This window comes from Stenotrophomonas maltophilia R551-3, assembly GCF_000020665.1.
Lineage (GTDB): Bacteria > Pseudomonadota > Gammaproteobacteria > Xanthomonadales > Xanthomonadaceae > Stenotrophomonas > Stenotrophomonas maltophilia_L.
This window is the reverse complement of record NC_011071.1, coordinates 1367405-1386924: the sequence shown is the minus strand read 5'-3', so window position 1 is coordinate 1386924 and position 19520 is coordinate 1367405. Positions and strand designations below refer to the sequence as shown.

The window sequence follows — 19520 nt, the reverse complement described above, 5'->3', positions numbered from 1 at the left end:
TACGGCGTGTCCTGACAGCCCACACCGCCCCGCCATCCCACGGACTGCCAGCTTTTGATTGAGACGTTGACGGTGACGGTGACGTTGCGGGTGCAGGGCTGCAAGCCCTGCCAGAACCCCCTCCAGCATCCATGTCCGAATCCGGCGAGTATCGCCGCCCGCACACGCCTAGACTGGCGTCATGGACACCGCCCTCGCCCTCGACACCGCCGCCTGCGACCGCGCCCGCCTGGCCCGCGACGCACGCTTCGACGGCGTGTTCTTCACCGCCGTGCGCAGCACCGGCATCTATTGCCGCCCCATGTGCCCGGCACCGCCGCCGAAGCCGCGCAACATCACTTACTACCCGACTGCGGCCGCTGCCGCGGCAGCCGGTTACCGCCCGTGCCTGCGCTGCCGCCCCGAGCTGGCACCGCAGGCGCAGCAGGCACTGGCCGGGCAGACCGTGCAGCGCGCACTGGCCCTGATCCATGGTGGCTTCCTGCAGGAACAGCCGGTAGCCGACCTCGCAGAGAAGATCGGACTCAGCGCGCGCCAGCTGCAGCGCCTGTTCGTCGAACATCTGGGCGCAACGCCAGGGCAGATCCACGCCACCCATCGCCTGCTGCTGGCCAAGCAGCTGCTGACCGAGACCACGCTGCCGGTGACCGACGTCGCGCTGGCCGCCGGCTACAACAGCCTGCGCCGTTTCAATACCGCCTTCCTGCAGGGCTGTGGCATGGCACCGACGGCACTGCGTCGCCAGCACCAGCCGCTGGCCGCCGACGATGGCTGCCTGGTACTGCGTCTGGCATACCGGCCACCACTGGATTTCCCACGCATGCTGGCCTTCCTGCGCAAGCGCAGCCTGCCCGGCATCGAGCTGATCGGCGAAGACAGCTACCAGCGCGTGCTCGGCACGCCGGAGCGCCCCACCCTGCTGCGCGTCACCGCCGACCCGAAGCGCCCGGAACTGCGCCTGCAGCTGGGCGCGGTCGATCCGCGCCTGATCCCCGACATCGTCCGCCGTGTGCGTCGCGTATTCGATCTGGATGCCGACCTGCAGCAGGTCCACGCCGCACTGGATGAGGAACCCTTGCTGGCGCGTGGCATCGCCGAGCGCCCCGGGCTGCGCGTCCCCGGCGGCTGGGATGGCTTCGAGGTGGGCGTACGCGCCGTGCTCGGACAGCAGGTCAGCGTGGCCGCGGCCACCACCTTCGCGCGGCGGCTGGTGGATGCCTATGGCGCACACCTGCCGGGCATGCCGCCGGAATTCGATCGCCAGTTCCCGGCCCCCGAGCTGCTGGCAGAAGCGCCACTGGAATCGATCGGCCTGCCACGCAGCCGCGCCGCCACCGTGCGTGCGCTTGCCGCCGCCTGTGCCAGTGGCGCGCTCGACTTCGGCCCGGGCCAGGCGCTGGAAGAGTTCGTTTCCCGCTGCGTGGCACTACCCGGCATCGGTCCGTGGACCGCGCAGTACATCGCCCTGCGCGGGCTCGGCCAGCCCGATGCTTTCCCCGCCGGCGACCTGGTACTGCAGCAGGTGCTCGGCCATGCACAGGGCCAGCGCCTGAGCGAACGTGCCACCGAAGCACGCTCGCAACCGTGGCGCCCTTGGCGCGCCTATGCCGTGCTGCATCTTTGGCACCTGTCCGGCACTTTCGTTGGAGAACCGACATGACCTTGTTGTTCGACCGTTTCGACAGCCCGATCGGCGTGCTGACCATCGCCGGTGACGAGCGTGGCCTGTCCCACGTGCTGTTCCCGGAAAACCGCCACCCGGCACGCGGGCGCGACGACTGGCACTACGCGCCGGATGCGCTGCCGGAAGCACGCGAGCAGCTGTTGCAGTTCCTGCACGGCGAACGCAGCAGCTTTGACCTTGAGCTTGCGCCACGCGGCACGCCGTTCCAGCTGCGCGTGTGGCAGGCGCTGGCTCTGATCCCGTTCGGCCAGACCTGGAGCTACCTGCAGCTGGCGCAGCATCTGGGCCAACCCAGTGCGACCCGCGCCGTCGGCGCTGCCAATGGGCGCAATCCGCTGCCGATCATCCTGCCCTGCCATCGTGTAATCGGCAGCAACGGGGCACTGACCGGCTTCGGTGGCGGCCTGGAAACCAAGGCCGCACTGCTGCGACTGGAACAACGCCAGGCCCCGCTGTTCGCCTGAGGGGCAGGTTTTCCGGCAGGGCTGCGCCCTGCACCCGCCGAATCACCGTCAACGTCAAAAGCGGGCTATCCGTGGGTTGGCGGGGCGGTGTCGGATTGCGGGGACGCCGCAAGTACGTCCTTGTAGGCTTGGCCGCGGCATCCATGCCGCGGACACCCCGCAATCCGACACCGCCCCGCCTTCGACAGGTTCACGCGGCTGCTGGTAACGGCGATTATTGGTACGCGCGGCTGTGGGTAGGTGCCGACCTTGGTCGACACGGCAGATCCACGCCATGCGGGGATGGAAGCATCGGGAACATGCCTGGGGAAAAGCCCCCTTCTTGTTGAAGGGGGCGCGCCGAAAGGCGCGGGGATAAGGAAAAATGCGCGGACACGGCGCGCGATAGCGCGCCGTGTCTTGGGCGCGTCATTGCGCCGGCTTATCATGCGCGGATGACTTCCGTACGCCTGACCTGCGCGCTGGCGCTGCTGCTGCCATTGGCGGCCTGCACCACCACCGCGCCCGCCCCTTCCACCTCCGTTCCCACTTCCGTCGCTGCGGCTGCACCGCCGAAGCTGCTGCTGATCTCCATCGACGGCCTGCGCGCCGATGCGCTGGACCGCGGCCTGACCCCGAACCTGCAGCGACTGATCGACGGCGGCGTGCGTGCACGCTGGATGACCCCGTCCTATCCGTCGCTGACCTTCCCCAACCACTACACCATCGTCACCGGCCTGCGCCCGGACCACCACGGCATCGTCAACAACAGCATGGACGATGCAGCGTTGGGCCGGTTCGAGCTGAGCAACCGTGAGGCGGTCACCACCAGCGGCTGGTGGGGCGGCGAACCGATCTGGGTCGGCGCCGAGAACGCCGGGGTGCGTTCGGCCACCACCTCGTGGCCGGGCAGTGAATCGGAAATCCGCGGTGTGCGCCCGAGCCAGTGGCGCGTGTACGACGGCAAGGAACCGCTGGAACAACGCGCGGGCACCGTGCTGGACTGGCTTGCACAGACCGATGCCGACGCACCGCGCCTGACTACGCTGTACATGGAACACGTGGACAAGGCCGGCCACAACTACGGCCCCGAATCGAAGCAGTACGCCGACGCCATCGTGCGCGCCGACCAGATCATCGGCCAGGTACTCGACGGCCTGCAGCAACGCGGCCTGGCCGCGACCACCAACGTGATCGTGGTCTCCGACCATGGCATGGCCAGCGTCCCGGTCGGCCAGGTGATCTCCACCGAATCAATGGTCGACCCGGCCATCGCACGCAACGTCAGCCAGGGCCAGTCGGTGGGTTTTGCGCCGTTGGTCGGTCACGAGGCCGCCGCCGAGCGCGCCCTGCTCGGTCGTCACGACCGGTATGAGTGCTGGAAGAAAGAGAATCTGCCGGCGCGCCTGCACTACGGCACTCATCCGCGCGTTCCCGCCATTGTCTGCGTGATGGATGAAGGCTGGGATGCCCTGCATCAGGAGAAGATCGCCAAGCGCGACCATCAGGATCGTGGCTCGCACGGCTATGACAATGCCCTGCCGTCGATGCGTGCGGTGTTCGTGGCCAGCGGCCCGTCGTTCCGCCAGGGCCTGGTGATCGACGGCTTCGACAATGTCGACGTCTACCCGCTGCTGGCGCACCTGCTGCAGGTACCGGCGGCGCCGAACGACGGGAATGCGGAGACGCTGACGAAGACGCTGCGCTGATCGTACGTCATCCGCCGTGCATGGTCCGGCGCTACAGTGCCAGCAATGGGTAGCGCCGGGCCATGCCCGGCGAACGCAGCAAGCGGAACGACGAGCACAAAAAAACGCGGCGCCAGGCGCCGCGTTTTTCTTTGAAGCGGTCGACCAGCCGGATCAGGCCTTGGCGACGGCCTTCTTCGCCACAGCCTTCTTCGCCGGAGCCTTGGCCACGGTCTTCTTGGCAACCGGGGCGGCGGCGCCTACGGCGACCTTGCTCGCGGTGTGCGAACGGGCGTTGCCGTAGCTGGCGTTGTAGCGCTTGCCCTTGGCGGTCTTGCGGTCACCCTTACCCATGTCTTCAACTCCTCAAATGTGAAATCTGGTTACCCCGTACTGACACGGGTTCGGCGGGGCCGCCTTGCTGGGCGCCCCCGCGCACGATCAGAAAGCCTATCACGGAGCGCCTAGTGCGCGCAGCTGGCGTCGTGTACGTGGCCGTGGTTGAGGCGCAGGTTGACCAGGTGCGCGACACCGACCAGCAAGCCGCCGATGGTCATCACCACCGCATGTGGCACCGCGTTGTGGTGCAGCGGGTCGTACAGCACGCCAGCCCACAACGCGACCAGGCCGGGAATCAGGAAGCCCAGCGCGCGCAGTGCGCCATGCCGGCGATAACCCCAGACCAGGCTGAACAGCCCCAGCAGGGTGACGAACACCACCAGCGCCTGTTCCACCCCATCGCTCAGCCAGAACGACAGGCCCAGCGACGGCGCCGCCGCCAGCAGCACGGGGATCACTGCGCAGTGCACCGCGCACAGCATCGAACCGGTGGCGCCGAAACGGTCAAGCAGGTGGCGCAGGCGTGAGGACAGGGACATGACTTCCAGCAGGGTCGGCGAATCGTTATGGAATAATATAACATCCATTCCCGACCCGCACGGTTTCCCTCCCCCCTGTCCCGCCGACGGGATTCGTGCGCCCAGCGATTGATATACAGTAACAAAGGACTCTTTCATGCCCGCCCACACCCCGCGGCTCAAGCCGCATTCCCTGGCCCTGGCCCTCGCCACCCTCCTGCCGTCCGTCGCTTTTGCAGCCGGCCAGGACTCCTCGCATCGTGACCGCCACCTGACCGAACTGTCGTCGGTGCAGGTGACTGCCTCGCCGCTGCAGGGCGATGCCGAATCGCTGGCGCGCCCGGTTGATGTGCTGGCCGGCGAACGCCTGGACGAGCAGAAGGCCGGCACCCTGGGCGATACCGTAGCCAAGCTGCCCGGCGTGCAGAGCACCTTCTTCGGCCCCGGTGTCGGTCGCCCGATCATCCGCGGCCAGGAAGGCCCGCGCGTGGCCGTGCTGTCCAATGGCATGGGCAACATGGATGCCTCCACCGTCAGCGCCGACCATGCCACCAGCATCGAGCCTTTCCTGGCCGACCAGATCGAAGTGCTGAAGGGCCCGGCCACGCTGCTGTTCGGCAGCGGCGCGATCGGTGGCGCGGTCAATGTGGTGGATGGCCGCATCGCGCGCGAACTGCCGGAGCGCCCGCTCAGCGGCCGCGCCGAACTGCGCGGCAATTCGGTGAACAACGAGCGCAGCGGCATGTTCCGCCTCGATGGCGTCAGCGGCAATGTCGTGCTGCATGTTGACGGCCTGGTCCGCAACGGCGACGACTACCGCATTCCCGGCTATGCAGTGATCGACAGCCTTGAAGACCATCACGATCACGACCATGAGCACGCGGGCGAGGAAGGCGAAGAGCCGCGCCGCGGCCGCCTCGACAACAGCTCCATCCGCACCCGCGCCGGCGGCGTCGGCGCGACCTGGCTGGGCGACGGCGGCTACTTCGGCGTATCGGCCAGCACCTATCGCACCAACTACGGCATTCCCAATGGCGCGCACGTGCATGCCGATGGCGATGATCATGGCCATGACCACGGCCACGACCATGGCGATGAAGAGGAAGGCGGCGACGAGCATGACGTGCGCATCGACATGGTGCAGAACCGCTTCGAGACCAAGGCCGGCATCTACAACCCGGTCTCGTTCCTGAAGAACATCAATGCACGCGTGGCCTACACCGACTACGAACACGTGGAGCTGGAAGCCGGCACGCCGTCCACCCGCTTCACCAACCGTGGCATCGAGGCGCGCCTGGAAGCGGTGCAGCAGCAGATCGGTGGCTGGGACGGCGCCTTCGGCCTGCAGTTCGGCAACAGTGATTTCGGTGCCAAGGGCGAAGAGGCGTTCGTTCCGGATACCGGCACCAGGAACATCGGCCTGTTCGTACTGCAGGAAAAACAGTTCGGCCCGTTCAAGCTGGAACTGGGCGGCCGCCACGACCAGGTCAAGCTGGACCCGACCGGTGACTATCGCCGCCGCACCTTCGGCGCCACCAACCTGTCTGCGGCCGGCATCTGGAAGCTCAACGACACCGTCGACCTGCGCATCGGCGTAGACAGCTCCGAGCGTGCACCGACCAACGAAGAGCTGTATGCCGCCGGCGCGCATATCGCCACCCGCTCGCTGGAAATCGGCGACGCCAACCTGAAGACCGAGCGCGGCCAGCGCGTGGAACTGGGTATCCACACCCACAGCGAACGCCTGGACTTCTCCGCGTCGGTCTACCAGACCAGGTTCAAGGACTTCATCTACCTGGCCGACACCGGCGTCACCGAGGGCCTGCCGGTCCGCGCCTGGACGCAGCAGGATGCGGTGTTCCGCGGTGCCGAAGCCGAAGCGCTGGTGCACCTGTTTGAAGGCGGCGCCGGTGATTGGGACCTGCGCGTGTTCGGCGACTATGTGAAGGCCAAGCTGGATGGCAGCGGCAGCCGCAACCTCGACATCGCCGTGCCGCATGGCGACCACAACCACAACTACAGCGTGGAGCTGGCCAACACCGGCTACCTGCCGCGTATCGCCCCGGCCCGCGTCGGCGCCGATCTGCGCTGGTCGAAGGACGGCTGGCGCGCCTCGGTCGGTGCGGTCCGCTACAGCCGCCAGAAGGATGTCGCCCAGAACGAAGCGCCGAGCGACGGCTACACCCTGGTCGACGCGCACCTGGCCTACCGCTGGGATCGCAACGCGAGCAACAGCTACGAGGTGTTCCTGGATGGCAGCAACCTGACCAACCGCGAAGTGCGTCCGCATACCTCGCTGCTGCGTGACTACTCGCCGCTGCCGGGCCGCGGTGTCGCATTCGGCATCCGCGCGTTCTTCTGATCGTGCCGCGGGGTCGGATCCCATTCCTCAGGAATGGGCTCTGACCCCAGCCTCAGACCACGCATGGCGTGGATCCACTGCAAGCAGATTCGATGGGGGCCTTCTGGCCCCCATCTCTCTGTGCAGCGTCCATCACGCATCCGTCACAAAGATGTGCGTACCACAACAAGCGGACAATCCCGTCACTCAATGTCTCGCCAATCGGACACTTTTGTCCGAAAATGAACCCATGACAGCCCAACGTGCCGATGCTGCTGCCCGCCGCGCCCTTATCCTCGACGCCGCCGATCATGTGTTCGGCCAACACGGTGTCACCGCCCCGCTGGACCTGGTGGTCGAACGCGCCCAGGTGGGCCGCGCCACCCTGTACCGCAACTTCCCCGACCGCACCGCGCTGATCCAGGCACTGCTGCAACGTACGGTCGATCGCATCCGGCGCCAGGTCGAGCAGCTCGGCGACCGCGACGATGCCCTGTTCGAAGTGTTCGAGGGTATGGCCCAGCGCATCATCGATTCGCCGGCACTGGCCGATTACTGGCGTGCAGTCGATTCGGACGTGCCGGCCATGCGCACCGCGCGCGAGACCGTGCGCGATCTGCTGGAAGCACCGATCGCCCGTGCCAAGGCCGCCGGACTGTGCCGTGCCGACCTGGAGAAGACGGACATTTCACTGATCTCGGGCATGCTGGGCGCAGCCCTGCGCGGCAAAACCCGCGACGAGCGCGCCCACCTTGCCGGGCGTGCCCTGCAGCTGCTGCGCGGGGGTCTCCAGGGAGCAACCAGCGAGGCCCGCTGATGGTCCAGCCGTATCTGAAGCCGGTTCCGGATTGGGAGGAGCACGAGAAGCCGACCATGCCCGGTTCGGCGTCGATGCCCTGGCACCCACCGTATCGACGTGTGGCCTACGCACTGGTGTCGCTGCTGGTGGCGATCACCGGTGGCCTCGGCAATGCGCTGGTCACCGCCAACCTGCCCTTCCTGCAGGGCCAGCTGGCACTGACCCCGACCCAGGGCAGCTGGCTGGTGGCGGCCTATGCCATGGTCAACGTCACGGCCAACCTGCTGGCCTTCAAGTTCCGCCAGCAGTACGGCATCCGCCTGTTCGCCGAGATCGGGCTGGGGCTGTACGCAGCTCTGGCCGTCCTGCATCTGTTCGTCGGCAGCTTCGAGACCACGATGCTGACCCGTGCCGCCAGCGGCTTCGCCGGCGCGGCCTGTTCGACACTGGGCACGCTGTACATGCTGCAGGCGCTGCCACGCCGATTCACCGGCAACCTGCTGGTGGTTGGCGTGGGCCTCTCGCAGCTGGCGGTGCCGATCGCCTGGATCGTCTCGCCAGGCCTGGTCGATACCGGCCAGTGGCACCAGCTGTATTCGTTCGAAGCCGGGCTGGCGCTGTGCGCGTTCGCGGCGGTGGTGGTGCTGAAGCTGCCGCCCGGCATCCAGGTGAAAGCCTTCGAGCCGCTGGACTTCCTCACCTTCGCCCTGCTCGCCCCCGCCGTCGCCCTGCTGGTGATCGTGCTGGCGCAGGGCTACACCCGCTGGTGGCTCAACACACCGTGGCTGGGCTGGGCGCTGGTCGCCTCGATCGCGCTGTCCACCACCGCCTTCATCATCGAACATTACCGGCGCAATCCGCTGCTGCAGATCCGCTGGCTGTCGAAGCTGCCGGTACTGCACTTCATCGTCGGCGCGTTCCTGATCCGCTTCCTGACCACCGAACAGTCCTATGGCGTGGTCAACCTGATGCGCACGCTGGGCATGGGCCCGGACCAGATGCGCCCGCTGTTCGTGGTGATCCTCGCGGGCGTGGTCACCGGCATCGCCGGTGCATCGCTGACCTTCGGCCCGAAGCGGCTGATCGCCCAGCTGCTGATGGCGATCCTGCTGCTGGGCGCTGCCGCCTTCTTCGACCAGCACCGCACCAGCATGGATCGGCCGCACGATTTCTACGTCAGCCAGTTCCTGGCTTCGGTGGGTGCCGGCATGTTCATGGGCCCGCTGATCATGCTCGGCATTTCCGCCGCGCTGAAGCAGGGCGTGGACCACATGATCACCTTCCTGGTGACGCTGTCGATCACCCAGACGCTGGGCGGCCTGGCCGGTTCGGCGGTGCTGGGTACCTTCCAGCTGCACCGCGAGCAGCTGTACTCCAGCGCGTTGACCAGCCAGCTCGACCCGGCCGACCCGGTGGTGGCGCAGCGCCTGCGCATCCAGCAACAACTGTACAGCGCCCAGGTCACCGACCCGGTGCTGCGCAGTGCGCAGGGCAACGCGCAGCTGGCGCAGACCACGCGCCGCGAAGCCAACGTGCGTGGCTTCAACGACGTGTTCACCCTCAGCGGCTGGCTGGCGATCGGCTTCCTGTGCTGGTTGCTGCTGCTGTCACTGCGCACCGCCGTGCTCAAGCAATGGCGCAAGCGCCACCCCACCTCCCTCGCTGCGGCCACGCCGGCCGCACCCCGCTGAGTCCTCTTCCATGCCTCCCGTTCCGCCCCGCCCCGACGACATCGACGCCGACAACGTCACTCCACCGCCGCCGACCGATGCGGCACCAGCGCCCACGCCAGCGGCACCGGCTGCCGCGCCGAAATATCTCAAGCCCAGCGCGCGCAGCGTGGTGGTGATGGTGGTAGTGGCGCTGCTGGGCATCGCGTTGATCCTGCGTGCCTGGCACCTGTGGCCGTTCACCAGCAGCGTGATGGTGACCGACAACGCTTATGTACGCGGACAGATCACGGTGATGGCGCCACAGGTGAACGGTTACGTGACCGAAGTGCTGGTGAAGGACTTCCAGCACGTGACGGAGGGCGAGCCGCTGCTGCGCATCGATGACCGCATCTACACGCAGCGTGTCGCCCAGGCGCAGGCGACCCTGGACAGCGCACGCGCGGCACTGGCCAACTCGGACCAGTCGCAGGCGCAGAACCGTGCGCAGATCGCCTCTGCGCAGGCCACGCTGTCAGCCGGCCAGGCGGAGCTGCAACGCTCGCGCAACGAGCTGAAGCGCTACGAGGAGCTGGCCGCGCAGCAGCTCGTATCGATCAACGACCGCGACAAGTTCCGGACCACCCAGGCCTCGGCACAGGCCAGCGTGCAGCAGTCGCAGGCGCAGATCCGCATCGCCGAGGAAACGCTGGTGTCGACCCAGGTGGCGCGCAAGAGCCTGGAGGCACAGGTGGAAAGCGCACAGGCACAACTGGAACTGGCGCGCATCGACCTGGCCAACACGGTGATCCACGCACCGCGCGACGGCCAGATCAGCGAAGCCAGCGTGCGCGTGGGCCAGTACGTCGCCGCCGGTTCGCAGCTGCTGTTCCTGGTACCTGACACGCTATGGGTGGTGGCCAACTACAAGGAAGGCCAGACCTGGGGGATGGCGATCGGTCAGCCGGCCACGTTCTCGGTGGACGCGTTCCAGGGCCAGGTGCTGCGCGGCCGCGTGCAGGAGATCGCGCCAGCCACCGGGTCGGAATTCAGCGTGCTGCGCCCTGACAACGCCAGCGGCAACTTCACCAAGGTGGTGCAGCGGCTGCCGGTGCGGATATCGATCAATGAAGGCCAGAAACTGGCCGCGCAGCTGCGGCCTGGCATGTCGGTGATCGTGCGGGTGGATACCGCGAGCAAGCCGATGGACTAGCCTTGTCATGAAACGGGGTCAGATCCCTTTGCCAATGGCAAAGGGATCTGATCCCGCTCCTATGCCGGCCAGCGGCCGGCACTACCGTTGCGTTACCCGGCGCAGCGCGCGCAGAGGCCGTGCACTTCCAGGGTCTGTGCCTGCGGCTGGAAACCCAGCTCCTTGGCACGCTTTTCCAGCTGGGTGACGATCTCGCGGTCTTCCAGTTCCACCGCGCTGTGGCAGCTGTTGCAGATCAGGAACGGCACCGAGTGCGCGGCGCTGCTGGGGTGGTGGCAGGCCACGAAGGCATTCACCGACTCCAGCTTGTGCACGAAGCCATTGGCCATCAGGAAGTCGAGCGCACGGTAGACGGTGGGCGGGGCATCAGCGCCCACGCCCTTGCCGTTGCGCACCCATTCCAGCAGTTCATAGGCCTTGACCGGCTTGCCGGCCTCGGCGATCAGCTTCAGCACGTTGGCGCGGATCGGGGTCAGGCGCAGCCCGCGTTCGCGCGAGACACGCTCGACCACCGCCACGAAATCCGATGCGTCGTGGACGTGGTGGTGCGGGGCGGTACAGGCTGTGGCGGTCTTGGCGGGCATGCGTGTTCTCCGGTTCGGGCCTGGCAAGGATGCCTCAGGCCGTTGCTACCTTGGTGATGGCCACATCAATGCGTTTCAAGGCCTGATCGCGTCCGGCCAGATACACAGTATGGGAAATGTCAGGACTGACCTGGGTGCCGGTGATGGCCACGCGCAGCGGCTGGGCGACCTTGCCCATGCCCATCTCCAGCGCGGCGGCGGTGTCGTGCAGGGCTACGCCCACCGCCTCGGCGGTCCACTCCGGCAGCGCCGCCAGCAGTTCGCGGGCCTTGCCCAGCGCCACTTCGGCACCGGCCTTGAAGTGCTTGGCCACCGCCGCTTCGTCGTACTCGGTCAGCGGCTGGTACCAGACCACGGCCTTCTCGGCCATTTCCTTCAGGGTCTGTACGCGTTCACGCAGGGCGATCACCACGTCCTCCGGGGCGGGGCCGGCGGCCACGTCCAGGCCCAGCTTCTGCAGCTGGTAGACCAGGTGCGGGACGATGGCGGCCACGTCCTCGGTCTTCAGGAAGTGCTGGTTGACCCAGCCCAGCTTGGCCATGTCCAGGCGCGAGGCCTTGGAATTGCAGTCCTTCACATCGAACAGCTCGATCAGCTCCTGGCGGCTGAACAGCTCCTGGTCACCGTGCGACCAGCCCAGGCGGGCCAGGTAGCTCAGCAGCGCGTCGGGCAGGTAGCCGGCGTCCTTGTACTGCATCACGTCGGCCGCGCCGGTGCGCTTGGACAGCTTGGCGCCCTGCTCGTCCAGGATCATCGGCATATGGCCGAACTTCGGTACCGGCGCGCCGATGCCTTCGTACAGGTTGATCTGGCGCGGGGTGTTGTTGATGTGGTCGTCACCGCGGATGACCTCGGTGATGCCCATGTCCCAGTCGTCCACCACCACCGCGAAGTTGTAGGTAGGGAAGCCGTCCGGGCGGAAGATGACCATGTCGTCCAGCTCGCTGTTGGCGATCTCGATGCGGCCCTTGATCAGGTCGTCGAACACCACGGTGCCTTGCAGCGGGTTCTTGAAGCGGATGACGCGGTTCGGGTCGTCCTTGCGCGGCAGGCCCAGCTCGCGCGCGGCGCCGTTGTAGCGCGGCTTTTCCTGCTTGGCCATGGCCGCCTCGCGCATCGCATCGAGCTCTTCGCGGGTCTCGTAGGCGTAGTAGGCCTTGCCGTCGGCCACCAGCTGCTCGGCCACTTCCAGGTAGCGGGCGACGCGGTCGGTCTGGTAGATCGGGCCTTCGTCATAGTCCAGGCCCAGCCACTCCATCGCCTCCAGGATCGCGTCGATCGCGCCCTGGGTGCTGCGCTCACGGTCGGTGTCCTCGATGCGCAGCACGAACTCGCCGCCACGGTGGCGGGCCTCCAGCCAGCAGTACAGCGCAGTGCGGGCACCACCGATGTGCAGGTAGCCGGTGGGACTGGGGGCGAAGCGGGTGCGGCAGGTCATGGACGGCTCGAGGAACGGGAATCCCCCGATTTTACCAGCCCACCGCCGCCTACGGAAAAAGGGGACGGAGGGGATTAAGTCGCGATTGCCCAGCTCCTGGAGCTGCGGCCGGGAAACGGAGGGGAGAAACGACTTAATCCCCTCCGTCCCCTTTTACGGTTCTACCTTGCGTGGGAAGGACTGCTCGCGCGTCGCGGCGTTGTAGGCGAACGAGGCGACGATGGCCGCGGCCTGCTTCAGGTCTTCCGGCTCGGCGTGATCCCAGGTATCGAGGTGGCTGTGGTGGACGTTGGTGAAGTAGTCCAGCCGGTCCTGGATGAACTGGAAGCCCGGCAGGCCGATGCGGTCGAAGCTGATGTGATCGGTGCTGCCGGTGTTGCGGGTGGCCACGGTGGTGGCGCCGACGTCATGGAACGGCGCCAGCCAGGCTTCGAAGATCGGCATCGCTGCGAGGTTTTCCTGCGCATAGATGCCACGGAAGCGGCCCGAGCCGTTGTCCATGTTGAAGTAGACCTGGAACTTGCTGTAGTCGCGGGTCTTCTGCAGCGCGCCGGTCGGTTCGCGCAGCGAGGCCGGCAGCGCCTTCTGCGCCGGATCGGTGGGTTCCGGGAACCGGCCGAAGTGCTTGGCCACATAAGCCTGCGAGCCGATCAAGCCTTGTTCCTCGCCGCTCCACAGCGCCACCCGGATGGTGCGCTTGGGCTTGGCGCCGGTAGCCTTGAGGATGCGCATGGCCTCCATCATCACCGCCACGCCGGCCGCGTTGTCGGCCGCACCGGTACCGCTGTGCCACGAATCCAGGTGCGCGCCGATCATCACCACCTCATCGGGCCTGCTGCTGCCACGGATCTCGGCCAGCGTGTTGTAGCCGGGCTGGTCAGCCTCGTCGGTGAAGCGCGCGGCCACATCCACGCGCAGGCGCACGGTCTGCTTGGCCTCCAGCGCGCGCACCAGCGGATTGAAGTGTTCGCTGATCATCGCCAGCTCGGGGATGCCCACCGACTCACCGGCCTTTCGCGAGCCACCACCGGCAACGCGGATGATGCCGTTGTCCCAGCTGCTGATGCTGATCGAGGCCAGCGCGCCTTCTTCCACGAAGAACGCATTGACCTTGGTCGCCAGCTGCTGGCGCTCCTGGTACTCCTTGACCCGCTTCGCGCGCTCGGCGGTGGCGTCCTTGTCCTTGGGCAGGGTGAACTCCTGCAGGCCCTCCAGCGAGGTGGCGTCGTGGCGGTGCGAATCCGCCTCGGTGCCGCGCTTGTATTCGCGCGCCTCGCCCAGCAGCAGGATCTTGCCGCGCAGCTTGCCGCGGTACTTCTCGATGTCCTCGGGCTTCTTGATCTCGACCTGCACCAGCTCGCCTTCAACCGGGCCCTTGGTACCGGGGGTCCAGGCCTTGGGCAGCGCATGCAGCGGCTGCACGCGGTCACCGAGCATCTCTACGCTGGCCGAAGTGAACTCCCAGCCACGCCCGAAATCATCAAAGGCTTCGTCGTGGACGTTGTCCAGCTTCCATTCGTTGAACTTGCCACGCGTCCACGCATTGGCGCGGCCCATCGCCGGCGAGTTGGTCAGGCGCGGGCCGATGCGTTCGGTGAGGTAGCTGAAGGTGTCCATCACCTGCGAACGATGGAAGGCCTCCTGGCGGATGCGGCTGACCATGTCCAGGTCCACCGTCTCGCGCTGCTGCGCGCCTGCATTGCCACCCATCGCCAGCGCTGCGGCCAGCATGCCCCACTTCAACACATCGCACCCCTGCCCTTCGGCTCGATCATCAACCCATCGAGTCTAGCCAGCAGGGGCGCGCGGATACCGTCCCATCGGTCATGGACGGCGGTAGAAGCGTGCGAACCAAGGTTCGCACCCACTGGAGAGCGGTTGGTTCGCACCTGCCAAGCCACCTCACCCACTCCACCCCAGCCACAGCTGCGCCCGCTCCGGCAGCAGCAGCAACCAGTGCCGCCGGTCGATGCTGCTGCAGCCGTACACCGCCGCATGCTCAGGCCAGTCCTCGGGCAGGCCACCGATGCCGATCTCGGCCAGCGCCTGCGCCCCGGCCTTCCATGGCCGGTAGCGCGGCACCCTGCCGGCCAGCGCGCCGCGCCCCTGCCGCGCGCCCTGCAGCCAGGCCAGTCCCTGGCCCTGCAATCCCTCACAGGTCACCGCTGCCAGCTGGAAGCGGACCAGGCCAGGGGCGATCCGTGCCCCCGGCAGGGCCGCCAGCACGCCATGTGCCTGCAGCAGCGCATCCACTTCCAGCAGGGCAGGAATGCCCTGCCGTGCCCGTTGCCGCAATCCCTGGCGCCAGCTCATGGCCTGCTCCTTACTTCAGGTCCGCGCCGAGCGCGTACCAGTCGACCCGGCGGGTCACCCACATCGCCAGCGCCAGGATCACGAACAGCAGCAGCGAGCCCATCAGCAGCGCGTTGTTTTCCGATACCAGCAGGCCATACAGCGCGCCATACAACACAGTCAGCAGCGCAGCGAAGCCCAGGCCGCGCTTCCAGTGACCCAACACGTTGGCCAGGTACACCGCCTGCAGGCCGATACAGGCCACCGCCGATACCAGGTACGCCTTCCAGAAGGCGATGTGCTCGGACAGGCTGATCAGCAGCAGGAAGAAGATCGCCAGTGCGAGGCCGACCATCAGGTACTGCAGCGGATGGATGCGCAGCGACTTGATCAGCTCGAACAGGATGAAGCCGACGAAGGTCAGCACCACGAACAGCACGCCGTACTTGGAAGCACGATCGGCCTGGGTATAGGCATCGACCGGATCGACCAGCGACACCGTCACCGCCTGCGAATCGATCGCACCGTCGCTGCGCAGCTGCCGCTGGGCATCGGAGGCCAGCGAGGACACCGCCCAGCGTGCGTCGAAGCCCTGTGCGTCGACGCGACGCTCGTTGGGCAGGAACGCACCGCTGAACGACGGGTGCGGCCAGCTGGAGCGCAATGCGATCTTGGTGTCATCGCCCACCGGCACCACCGACAGCATGCGGCTGCCGTCCAGGCGCAGCTCCAGTTCAACCGTACTGCCGGCCAGGGTGCCGCCCTGATCCTCGGCGAAACCGGCCACCGGTGCATGCAGGCCACGACCGACCTCGCTGGCCGCACCAACGCCCGGCAACAGGCGCAGCTGCTTGCCATCCACGCGCAGGTTCGGTGTGCCAACCAGGCCACGCACATCGGAAATGCCCAGCGCCACGTACGGCTGGCCATAGCTGCGGCCGGCCTTCACCGGATAGTCGTCAGCGGCGAAGGTGGCCTTCAACTGGCCGTTCCAGCTGTACACCGGCACCTTGAACAGGCCCACCTCGCGCTGGCTCGGCAGCATCTCGCCACCGACATCCAGCGACGCCGGCATCTGCAGCCAATGGCCCTCGGTGACCTGCACTTCGGTCTTCTTGACGCCCAGCGAGTCGACCAGTTCAACTTCCTTGCGTTCCACCCACGGCACCACACGCACCGGCCCCACCAGGCGCTGCACGCCGGCGCGGCTGTCGGCCACCCGTGCAAAGGCCTCATCGCGGTACTGGCTGCGCTCGTTGATGACCCCGCGGATCATCATCAGCGGGATCAGCAGCAGCAGGATCAGCCCGCCGACAATGGCGAACCGCAGCAGCATCTTCAGGGATTTCATGGTCCATCCTCGTTGGAGAGGACTGCAGGATGGACCGCTGCGGTGAGCAGGGTTTGTGGCGAATTTGAAGCGAGTGTGAAGTCAGCGCCGCGGGCGCTGGCCCGGCACGACCAGCGGCAACCACAGGCTGGCCACGGTGCCGCCGCCCTCGCGGTCGTCAACGCTGGCGCGACCGTCATGCAGGCGTGCAACCTCCTGCACGAACGGCAGCCCCAGGCCGGAGCTGCGCCGGCCGCTGCCGGGGCGGGCCAGCGAGTAGAAGCGTTCGAATATGCGTTCGCGCGCATAGTCGGGAATGCCGGCACCGCGGTCGGCCACCTGCAGGCGAACGCCCTGGCCGTCCAGATCTGCGTGCAGCGCGATGTCCGCGCCCGACGGTGAGAAGGCGATCGCATTGTCGATCAGGTTGTGCAGTGCCTGCCGCAGCAGATAGGTGTCGCCCTGCACACGCAGGTCGGGCACACTGCCGATGCGGACCTGCACCCCGGCCGCCTGTGCGCGCACCTGCGCCGCCGCAGCAGCATCGGCCAGCAGCACCGGCACGGCGATCGGGTCGCGGGTCTGCAGCCAGCCGTGCTGCTCTACCTCGGCCAGCGCCAGCAGCTTGTCGATGGTCTCGGTCAGGCGCTCCTGCTGGTCGACGATGCTGCGTGCGAAGTGCACGCGGTCGGCCTCAGGCAGCGGCTCCTGCAGCAGCTCGGCGGCACCACGGATCGCTGCCAGCGGGCTCTTCATCTCGTGGGTCAGTGACTGCACGTACTGCTCGACGTAGGCCTTGCCTTCCAGCTTGCGGCGCATGGTTTCCAAGGCCTGGCCGAGATCACCGATCTCGTCGCGGCGGCGGCGTGGCGGTGGCACCGGTTCGCCGGCGGTGACCGCGCGCGCATAGCGGCTGAGCTGGCCAAGGCCAGTGGTCAGCCACATCGTCACCAGCACACCGACCAGCGCCGACAGCCCGATCAGCCACGCACCACGCTCGATGATGGCGCGCTGGCTGGCGGCGATGAACGGATCGATGCTGCGATTGGGCTGGGCCAGGCTGAGCACGCCGATCAGGGTTCGGCCATCCACCGGGTCGTATACCGGTGCCGCCACGTGCATCACCGTATCGCCCTCTTCACCGGCAATCTCGGGACTGGAACGGGCGCCGTACTCGCCACGCAGGGTGCGGTAGACATCGTTCCAGCGCGAATTGTCACGGCCCAGGTCACGGCCCAGCGAGTCGTAGATGACGATGCCCTTGGCATCGGTGATGGTCACCCGGTAGTCGAGCGAGCGCTTCGGGAAGCGCCAGACCATCGCCTTCAGGTCGCGCTGCCGCGCCTTGGCCAGGTTGCGGGTGAAGCTGCCGCTGCGGATGGTGCCGTCCTTGACGTCGGCGGCAGCCATCTCGGCCAGCACGTTGGCCGCGTCGACCAGGGTCGATTCCATCGCCTGGCGCACACCCGGCTTCACTTCGTTGACGAACACGCGCATCACAAAGAACGCGGCGATGCCGGTGATCAGGAAGAAGCCGAGGAACAGCTTCAGCACCAGGCGCATCGGCTAGACCTCCAGCGCGTAGCCGAGGCCACGGTGGGTACGGATCGGATCGTCGCTGGCACCGGCCGCACGCAGCTTGGCGCGCAGCGTCTTGACGTGGGTATCGACGGTGCGGTCGGCACTGTCGGCACTGCTGTCCCAGCCCCGGTCCATCAGCTGGGCGCGGCTGAGGATGGCGCCAGGACGCTGCAGCAGCGCCTCCAACAGCGCATATTCGTAGCGGGTCAGGTCCAATGCCTGGCCACGGAAACGGATACGCCGGCCCTCGCGGTCGATGGCGAAGGTGCCCAGCTCCTGCCAGCCACCTTCGGTGCTGGCTGTGGCCGATACCGCCGGCAGCGCACGGCGCAGCCGCGCACGCACCCGCGCCACCAGCTCGCGCGGCGAGAACGGCTTGGTCATGTAGTCATCGGCACCCAGCTCCAGGCCGAGCACGCGATCCACCTCGTCGTTGCGGGCGGTCAGGAAGATCACAGGCAGCTGCGCCTCTGGGCCCGGCAAGGCGCGCAGCCGGCGGCAGACCTCGAAGCCGCCGAGGTCGGGCAGGCCGACATCCAGCACCACCACGTCGATGCCGCCGGCCTGCAGCCGCAGCAGAGCCTCACCGCCCAGCAGGCAGTGGCTGGCGGCATAGCCTTCGCTGCGCAGCGCATAGAGCACGGTTTCGGCAATGGCGGCTTCGTCCTCGACCAGCAGGACATGGGCAACGGGAGCTGTCATGGCGCGCAGCATAGCCGCTGCGGCCGCCGCCCCGTACACTGCCGCCCATGAACTATCGCCACGCCTTCCATGCCGGCAACCACGCCGATGTGCTCAAGCACATCGTGCAGCTGGCCCTGATCGACAGCTTCAAGCGCAAGGACAGCCCGTTCTTCGTGCTCGACACCCACGGCGGTGCCGGCCGCTACCTGCTGGCCAGCGAAGAGAGCCGCAAGACCCTGGAGGCCGAGTCCGGGATCATGCGGCTGATGGCCCAGCCCAAGCTGCCGGAGGTGGTCGAGCGCTACCTGAAGGCGGTACAGGCCGGCAATCCGGTCGGCGCGATGACCAATTATCCGGGCTCGCCGCTGCTGAGCGCGCAGGCGATGCGCGCACAGGACCGCATGGCGGTCTGTGAGCTGCAGGAAGCCGAAACGGCCACGCTGAAAGCGCTGTTCGCCCATGACAGCCGGGTCGGCGTGCATCCCGGCGACGGTTACGCGCTGCTGCGCTCGCTGCTGCCGCCGAAGTTCAACGGCAGCAAGATCGGCCGCGGCCTGGTGCTGATCGATCCGCCCTACGAAGCCCAGGATGCCGAATATCAGGCGGTCCTGGCCGCCCTGGCCGAGACCCTGGCGCGCTGGCCGCAGGCCACCTGTGCGGTCTGGTTCCCGATCAAGCAGCGCCGCACCATCCTGCATTTCCTGCGCAAGGCCAGCGCGCTGCCGGTGAAATCGGCGATGACGATCGAATTCCTGGTGCGCCCGGACGACTCGCCGCTGCGCCTCAACGGCAGTGGCATGTTGCTGCTCAACCCACCCTGGCAGTTCGACCGGGTGGTCGGCCCGGCCCTGCCGGCGCTGCGCCAGCACCTGGGCGAGCCCGGCGCCAGCACCCGCCTGGATTGGCTCAAAGCACCCGAATAACGGCCTTCACGAGG

17 protein-coding genes are annotated in these 19520 nt (G+C 67.3%); 8 read left to right on the top strand and 9 right to left on the bottom strand.

Annotation, left to right across the window (positions count from 1 at the left end; all coding sequences use genetic code 11):
• Positions 1–181: 181 nt before the first annotated feature.
• From SMAL_RS06255 to SMAL_RS06245, 3 genes are all read left to right on the top strand, one after another.
• A complete protein-coding gene (locus SMAL_RS06255; RefSeq protein ID WP_012510485.1) occupies positions 182–1660 on the top strand; it encodes an AlkA N-terminal domain-containing protein in 1479 nt (492 codons plus the stop codon).
• Positions 1657–2148, top strand: a complete 492-nt coding sequence (locus tag SMAL_RS06250; protein WP_012510484.1) for a methylated-DNA--[protein]-cysteine S-methyltransferase — start codon at positions 1657–1659, stop codon at positions 2146–2148. Before SMAL_RS06255 ends, SMAL_RS06250 begins: the two co-directional genes overlap by 4 nt.
• Before the next feature lie 434 nt (positions 2149–2582).
• Positions 2583–3836 carry an alkaline phosphatase family protein gene (locus tag SMAL_RS06245; RefSeq protein ID WP_012510483.1) on the top strand — a complete coding sequence of 418 codons (1254 nt, stop codon included), beginning with the start codon at positions 2583–2585 and terminating at the stop codon, positions 3834–3836.
• Positions 3837–3989: 153 nt separating this feature from the next.
• Here SMAL_RS06245 and SMAL_RS06240 read toward each other — a convergent pair whose 3' ends face one another.
• Both SMAL_RS06240 and SMAL_RS06235 read right to left on the bottom strand, forming a co-directional pair.
• Positions 3990–4169 carry a 30S ribosomal protein THX gene (locus SMAL_RS06240; protein WP_004150462.1) on the bottom strand — a complete coding sequence of 60 codons (180 nt, stop codon included), beginning with the start codon at positions 4167–4169 and terminating at the stop codon, positions 3990–3992.
• A 110-nt stretch (positions 4170–4279) separates the two neighbouring features.
• Positions 4280–4693 (bottom strand): MerC domain-containing protein, encoded by a 414-nt coding sequence (locus tag SMAL_RS06235; RefSeq protein ID WP_008264835.1) that lies wholly within the window; start codon positions 4691–4693, stop codon positions 4280–4282.
• Between the two features lie 136 nt (positions 4694–4829).
• Here SMAL_RS06235 and SMAL_RS06230 point away from each other — a divergent pair, with 136 nt between their 5' ends.
• The 4 genes from SMAL_RS06230 (at position 4830) to SMAL_RS06215 (ending at position 10674) form a co-directional block, all read left to right on the top strand.
• Positions 4830–7034, top strand: coding sequence for a TonB-dependent receptor (locus tag SMAL_RS06230; RefSeq protein WP_004150460.1), 2205 nt, complete (start codon positions 4830–4832; stop codon positions 7032–7034).
• Between the two features lie 229 nt (positions 7035–7263).
• Positions 7264–7830: a TetR/AcrR family transcriptional regulator gene (locus SMAL_RS06225; protein ID WP_010483118.1), complete on the top strand. Its 567-nt coding sequence runs from the start codon at positions 7264–7266 to the stop codon at positions 7828–7830.
• Positions 7830–9503: an MFS transporter gene (locus tag SMAL_RS06220; protein ID WP_012510482.1), complete on the top strand. Its 1674-nt coding sequence runs from the start codon at positions 7830–7832 to the stop codon at positions 9501–9503. The genes SMAL_RS06225 and SMAL_RS06220 overlap by 1 nt, the downstream gene beginning before the upstream one ends.
• 10 nt (positions 9504–9513) lie before the next feature.
• On the top strand, positions 9514–10674 hold the full coding sequence (locus tag SMAL_RS06215) for an HlyD family secretion protein (RefSeq protein WP_004150414.1): 1161 nt from the start codon (positions 9514–9516) through the stop codon (positions 10672–10674).
• A 92-nt stretch (positions 10675–10766) separates the two neighbouring features.
• On the opposite strand, the gene SMAL_RS06210 is transcribed toward SMAL_RS06215, so the two are convergent.
• The 7 genes from SMAL_RS06210 to creB form a co-directional block, all read right to left on the bottom strand.
• Positions 10767–11258: a Fur family transcriptional regulator gene (locus SMAL_RS06210; RefSeq protein ID WP_004150412.1), complete on the bottom strand. Its 492-nt coding sequence runs from the start codon at positions 11256–11258 to the stop codon at positions 10767–10769.
• 34 nt (positions 11259–11292) lie between these two features.
• Positions 11293–12696, bottom strand: coding sequence for a glutamate--tRNA ligase (gene gltX, locus SMAL_RS06205; protein ID WP_012510481.1), 1404 nt, complete (start codon positions 12694–12696; stop codon positions 11293–11295).
• Between the two features lie 153 nt (positions 12697–12849).
• Positions 12850–14427, bottom strand: coding sequence for a M20/M25/M40 family metallo-hydrolase (locus tag SMAL_RS06200; protein ID WP_012510480.1), 1578 nt, complete (start codon positions 14425–14427; stop codon positions 12850–12852).
• Between the two features lie 171 nt (positions 14428–14598).
• Positions 14599–15009 (bottom strand): hypothetical protein, encoded by a 411-nt coding sequence (locus SMAL_RS06195; protein ID WP_012510479.1) that lies wholly within the window; start codon positions 15007–15009, stop codon positions 14599–14601.
• A 10-nt stretch (positions 15010–15019) separates the two neighbouring features.
• On the bottom strand, positions 15020–16339 hold the full coding sequence (creD, locus tag SMAL_RS06190; protein ID WP_012510478.1) for a cell envelope integrity protein CreD: 1320 nt from the start codon (positions 16337–16339) through the stop codon (positions 15020–15022).
• An 81-nt stretch (positions 16340–16420) separates the two neighbouring features.
• Positions 16421–17881, bottom strand: a complete 1461-nt coding sequence (creC, locus tag SMAL_RS06185) for a two-component system sensor histidine kinase CreC (protein ID WP_012510477.1) — start codon at positions 17879–17881, stop codon at positions 16421–16423.
• Positions 17882–17884: 3 nt separating this feature from the next.
• Positions 17885–18613 carry a two-component system response regulator CreB gene (gene creB, locus SMAL_RS06180; protein ID WP_012510476.1) on the bottom strand — a complete coding sequence of 243 codons (729 nt, stop codon included), beginning with the start codon at positions 18611–18613 and terminating at the stop codon, positions 17885–17887.
• Between the two features lie 35 nt (positions 18614–18648).
• Between creB and SMAL_RS06175 the strand changes: the two genes are divergently transcribed.
• Positions 18649–19506 (top strand): 23S rRNA (adenine(2030)-N(6))-methyltransferase RlmJ, encoded by an 858-nt coding sequence (locus SMAL_RS06175; protein ID WP_004150342.1) that lies wholly within the window; start codon positions 18649–18651, stop codon positions 19504–19506.
• Positions 19507–19520: the final 14 nt, after the last annotated feature.

Bases quoted from the DNA above. Each gene is read 5' to 3' on its own strand.
- SMAL_RS06210 (WP_004150412.1), bottom strand. From the start codon at position 11,258: ATGCCCGCCAAGACCGCCACAGCCTGTACCGCCCCGCACCACCACGTC.
- SMAL_RS06220 (WP_012510482.1), top strand. From the start codon at position 7,830: ATGGTCCAGCCGTATCTGAAGCCGGTTCCGGATTGGGAGGAGCACGAG.
- SMAL_RS06255 (WP_012510485.1), top strand. From the start codon at position 182: ATGGACACCGCCCTCGCCCTCGACACCGCCGCCTGCGACCGCGCCCGC.
- SMAL_RS06215 (WP_004150414.1), top strand. From the start codon at position 9,514: ATGCCTCCCGTTCCGCCCCGCCCCGACGACATCGACGCCGACAACGTC.
- SMAL_RS06250 (WP_012510484.1), top strand. From the start codon at position 1,657: ATGACCTTGTTGTTCGACCGTTTCGACAGCCCGATCGGCGTGCTGACC.
- SMAL_RS06225 (WP_010483118.1), top strand. From the start codon at position 7,264: ATGACAGCCCAACGTGCCGATGCTGCTGCCCGCCGCGCCCTTATCCTC.
- gltX (WP_012510481.1), bottom strand. From the start codon at position 12,696: ATGACCTGCCGCACCCGCTTCGCCCCCAGTCCCACCGGCTACCTGCAC.
- SMAL_RS06245 (WP_012510483.1), top strand. From the start codon at position 2,583: ATGACTTCCGTACGCCTGACCTGCGCGCTGGCGCTGCTGCTGCCATTG.
- SMAL_RS06200 (WP_012510480.1), bottom strand. From the start codon at position 14,427: ATGCTGGCCGCAGCGCTGGCGATGGGTGGCAATGCAGGCGCGCAGCAG.
- SMAL_RS06235 (WP_008264835.1), bottom strand. From the start codon at position 4,693: ATGTCCCTGTCCTCACGCCTGCGCCACCTGCTTGACCGTTTCGGCGCC.
- SMAL_RS06175 (WP_004150342.1), top strand. From the start codon at position 18,649: ATGAACTATCGCCACGCCTTCCATGCCGGCAACCACGCCGATGTGCTC.
- SMAL_RS06240 (WP_004150462.1), bottom strand. From the start codon at position 4,169: ATGGGTAAGGGTGACCGCAAGACCGCCAAGGGCAAGCGCTACAACGCC.
- creD (WP_012510478.1), bottom strand. From the start codon at position 16,339: ATGAAATCCCTGAAGATGCTGCTGCGGTTCGCCATTGTCGGCGGGCTG.
- SMAL_RS06195 (WP_012510479.1), bottom strand. From the start codon at position 15,009: ATGAGCTGGCGCCAGGGATTGCGGCAACGGGCACGGCAGGGCATTCCT.
- creB (WP_012510476.1), bottom strand. From the start codon at position 18,613: ATGCTGCGCGCCATGACAGCTCCCGTTGCCCATGTCCTGCTGGTCGAG.
- creC (WP_012510477.1), bottom strand. From the start codon at position 17,881: ATGCGCCTGGTGCTGAAGCTGTTCCTCGGCTTCTTCCTGATCACCGGC.
- SMAL_RS06230 (WP_004150460.1), top strand. From the start codon at position 4,830: ATGCCCGCCCACACCCCGCGGCTCAAGCCGCATTCCCTGGCCCTGGCC.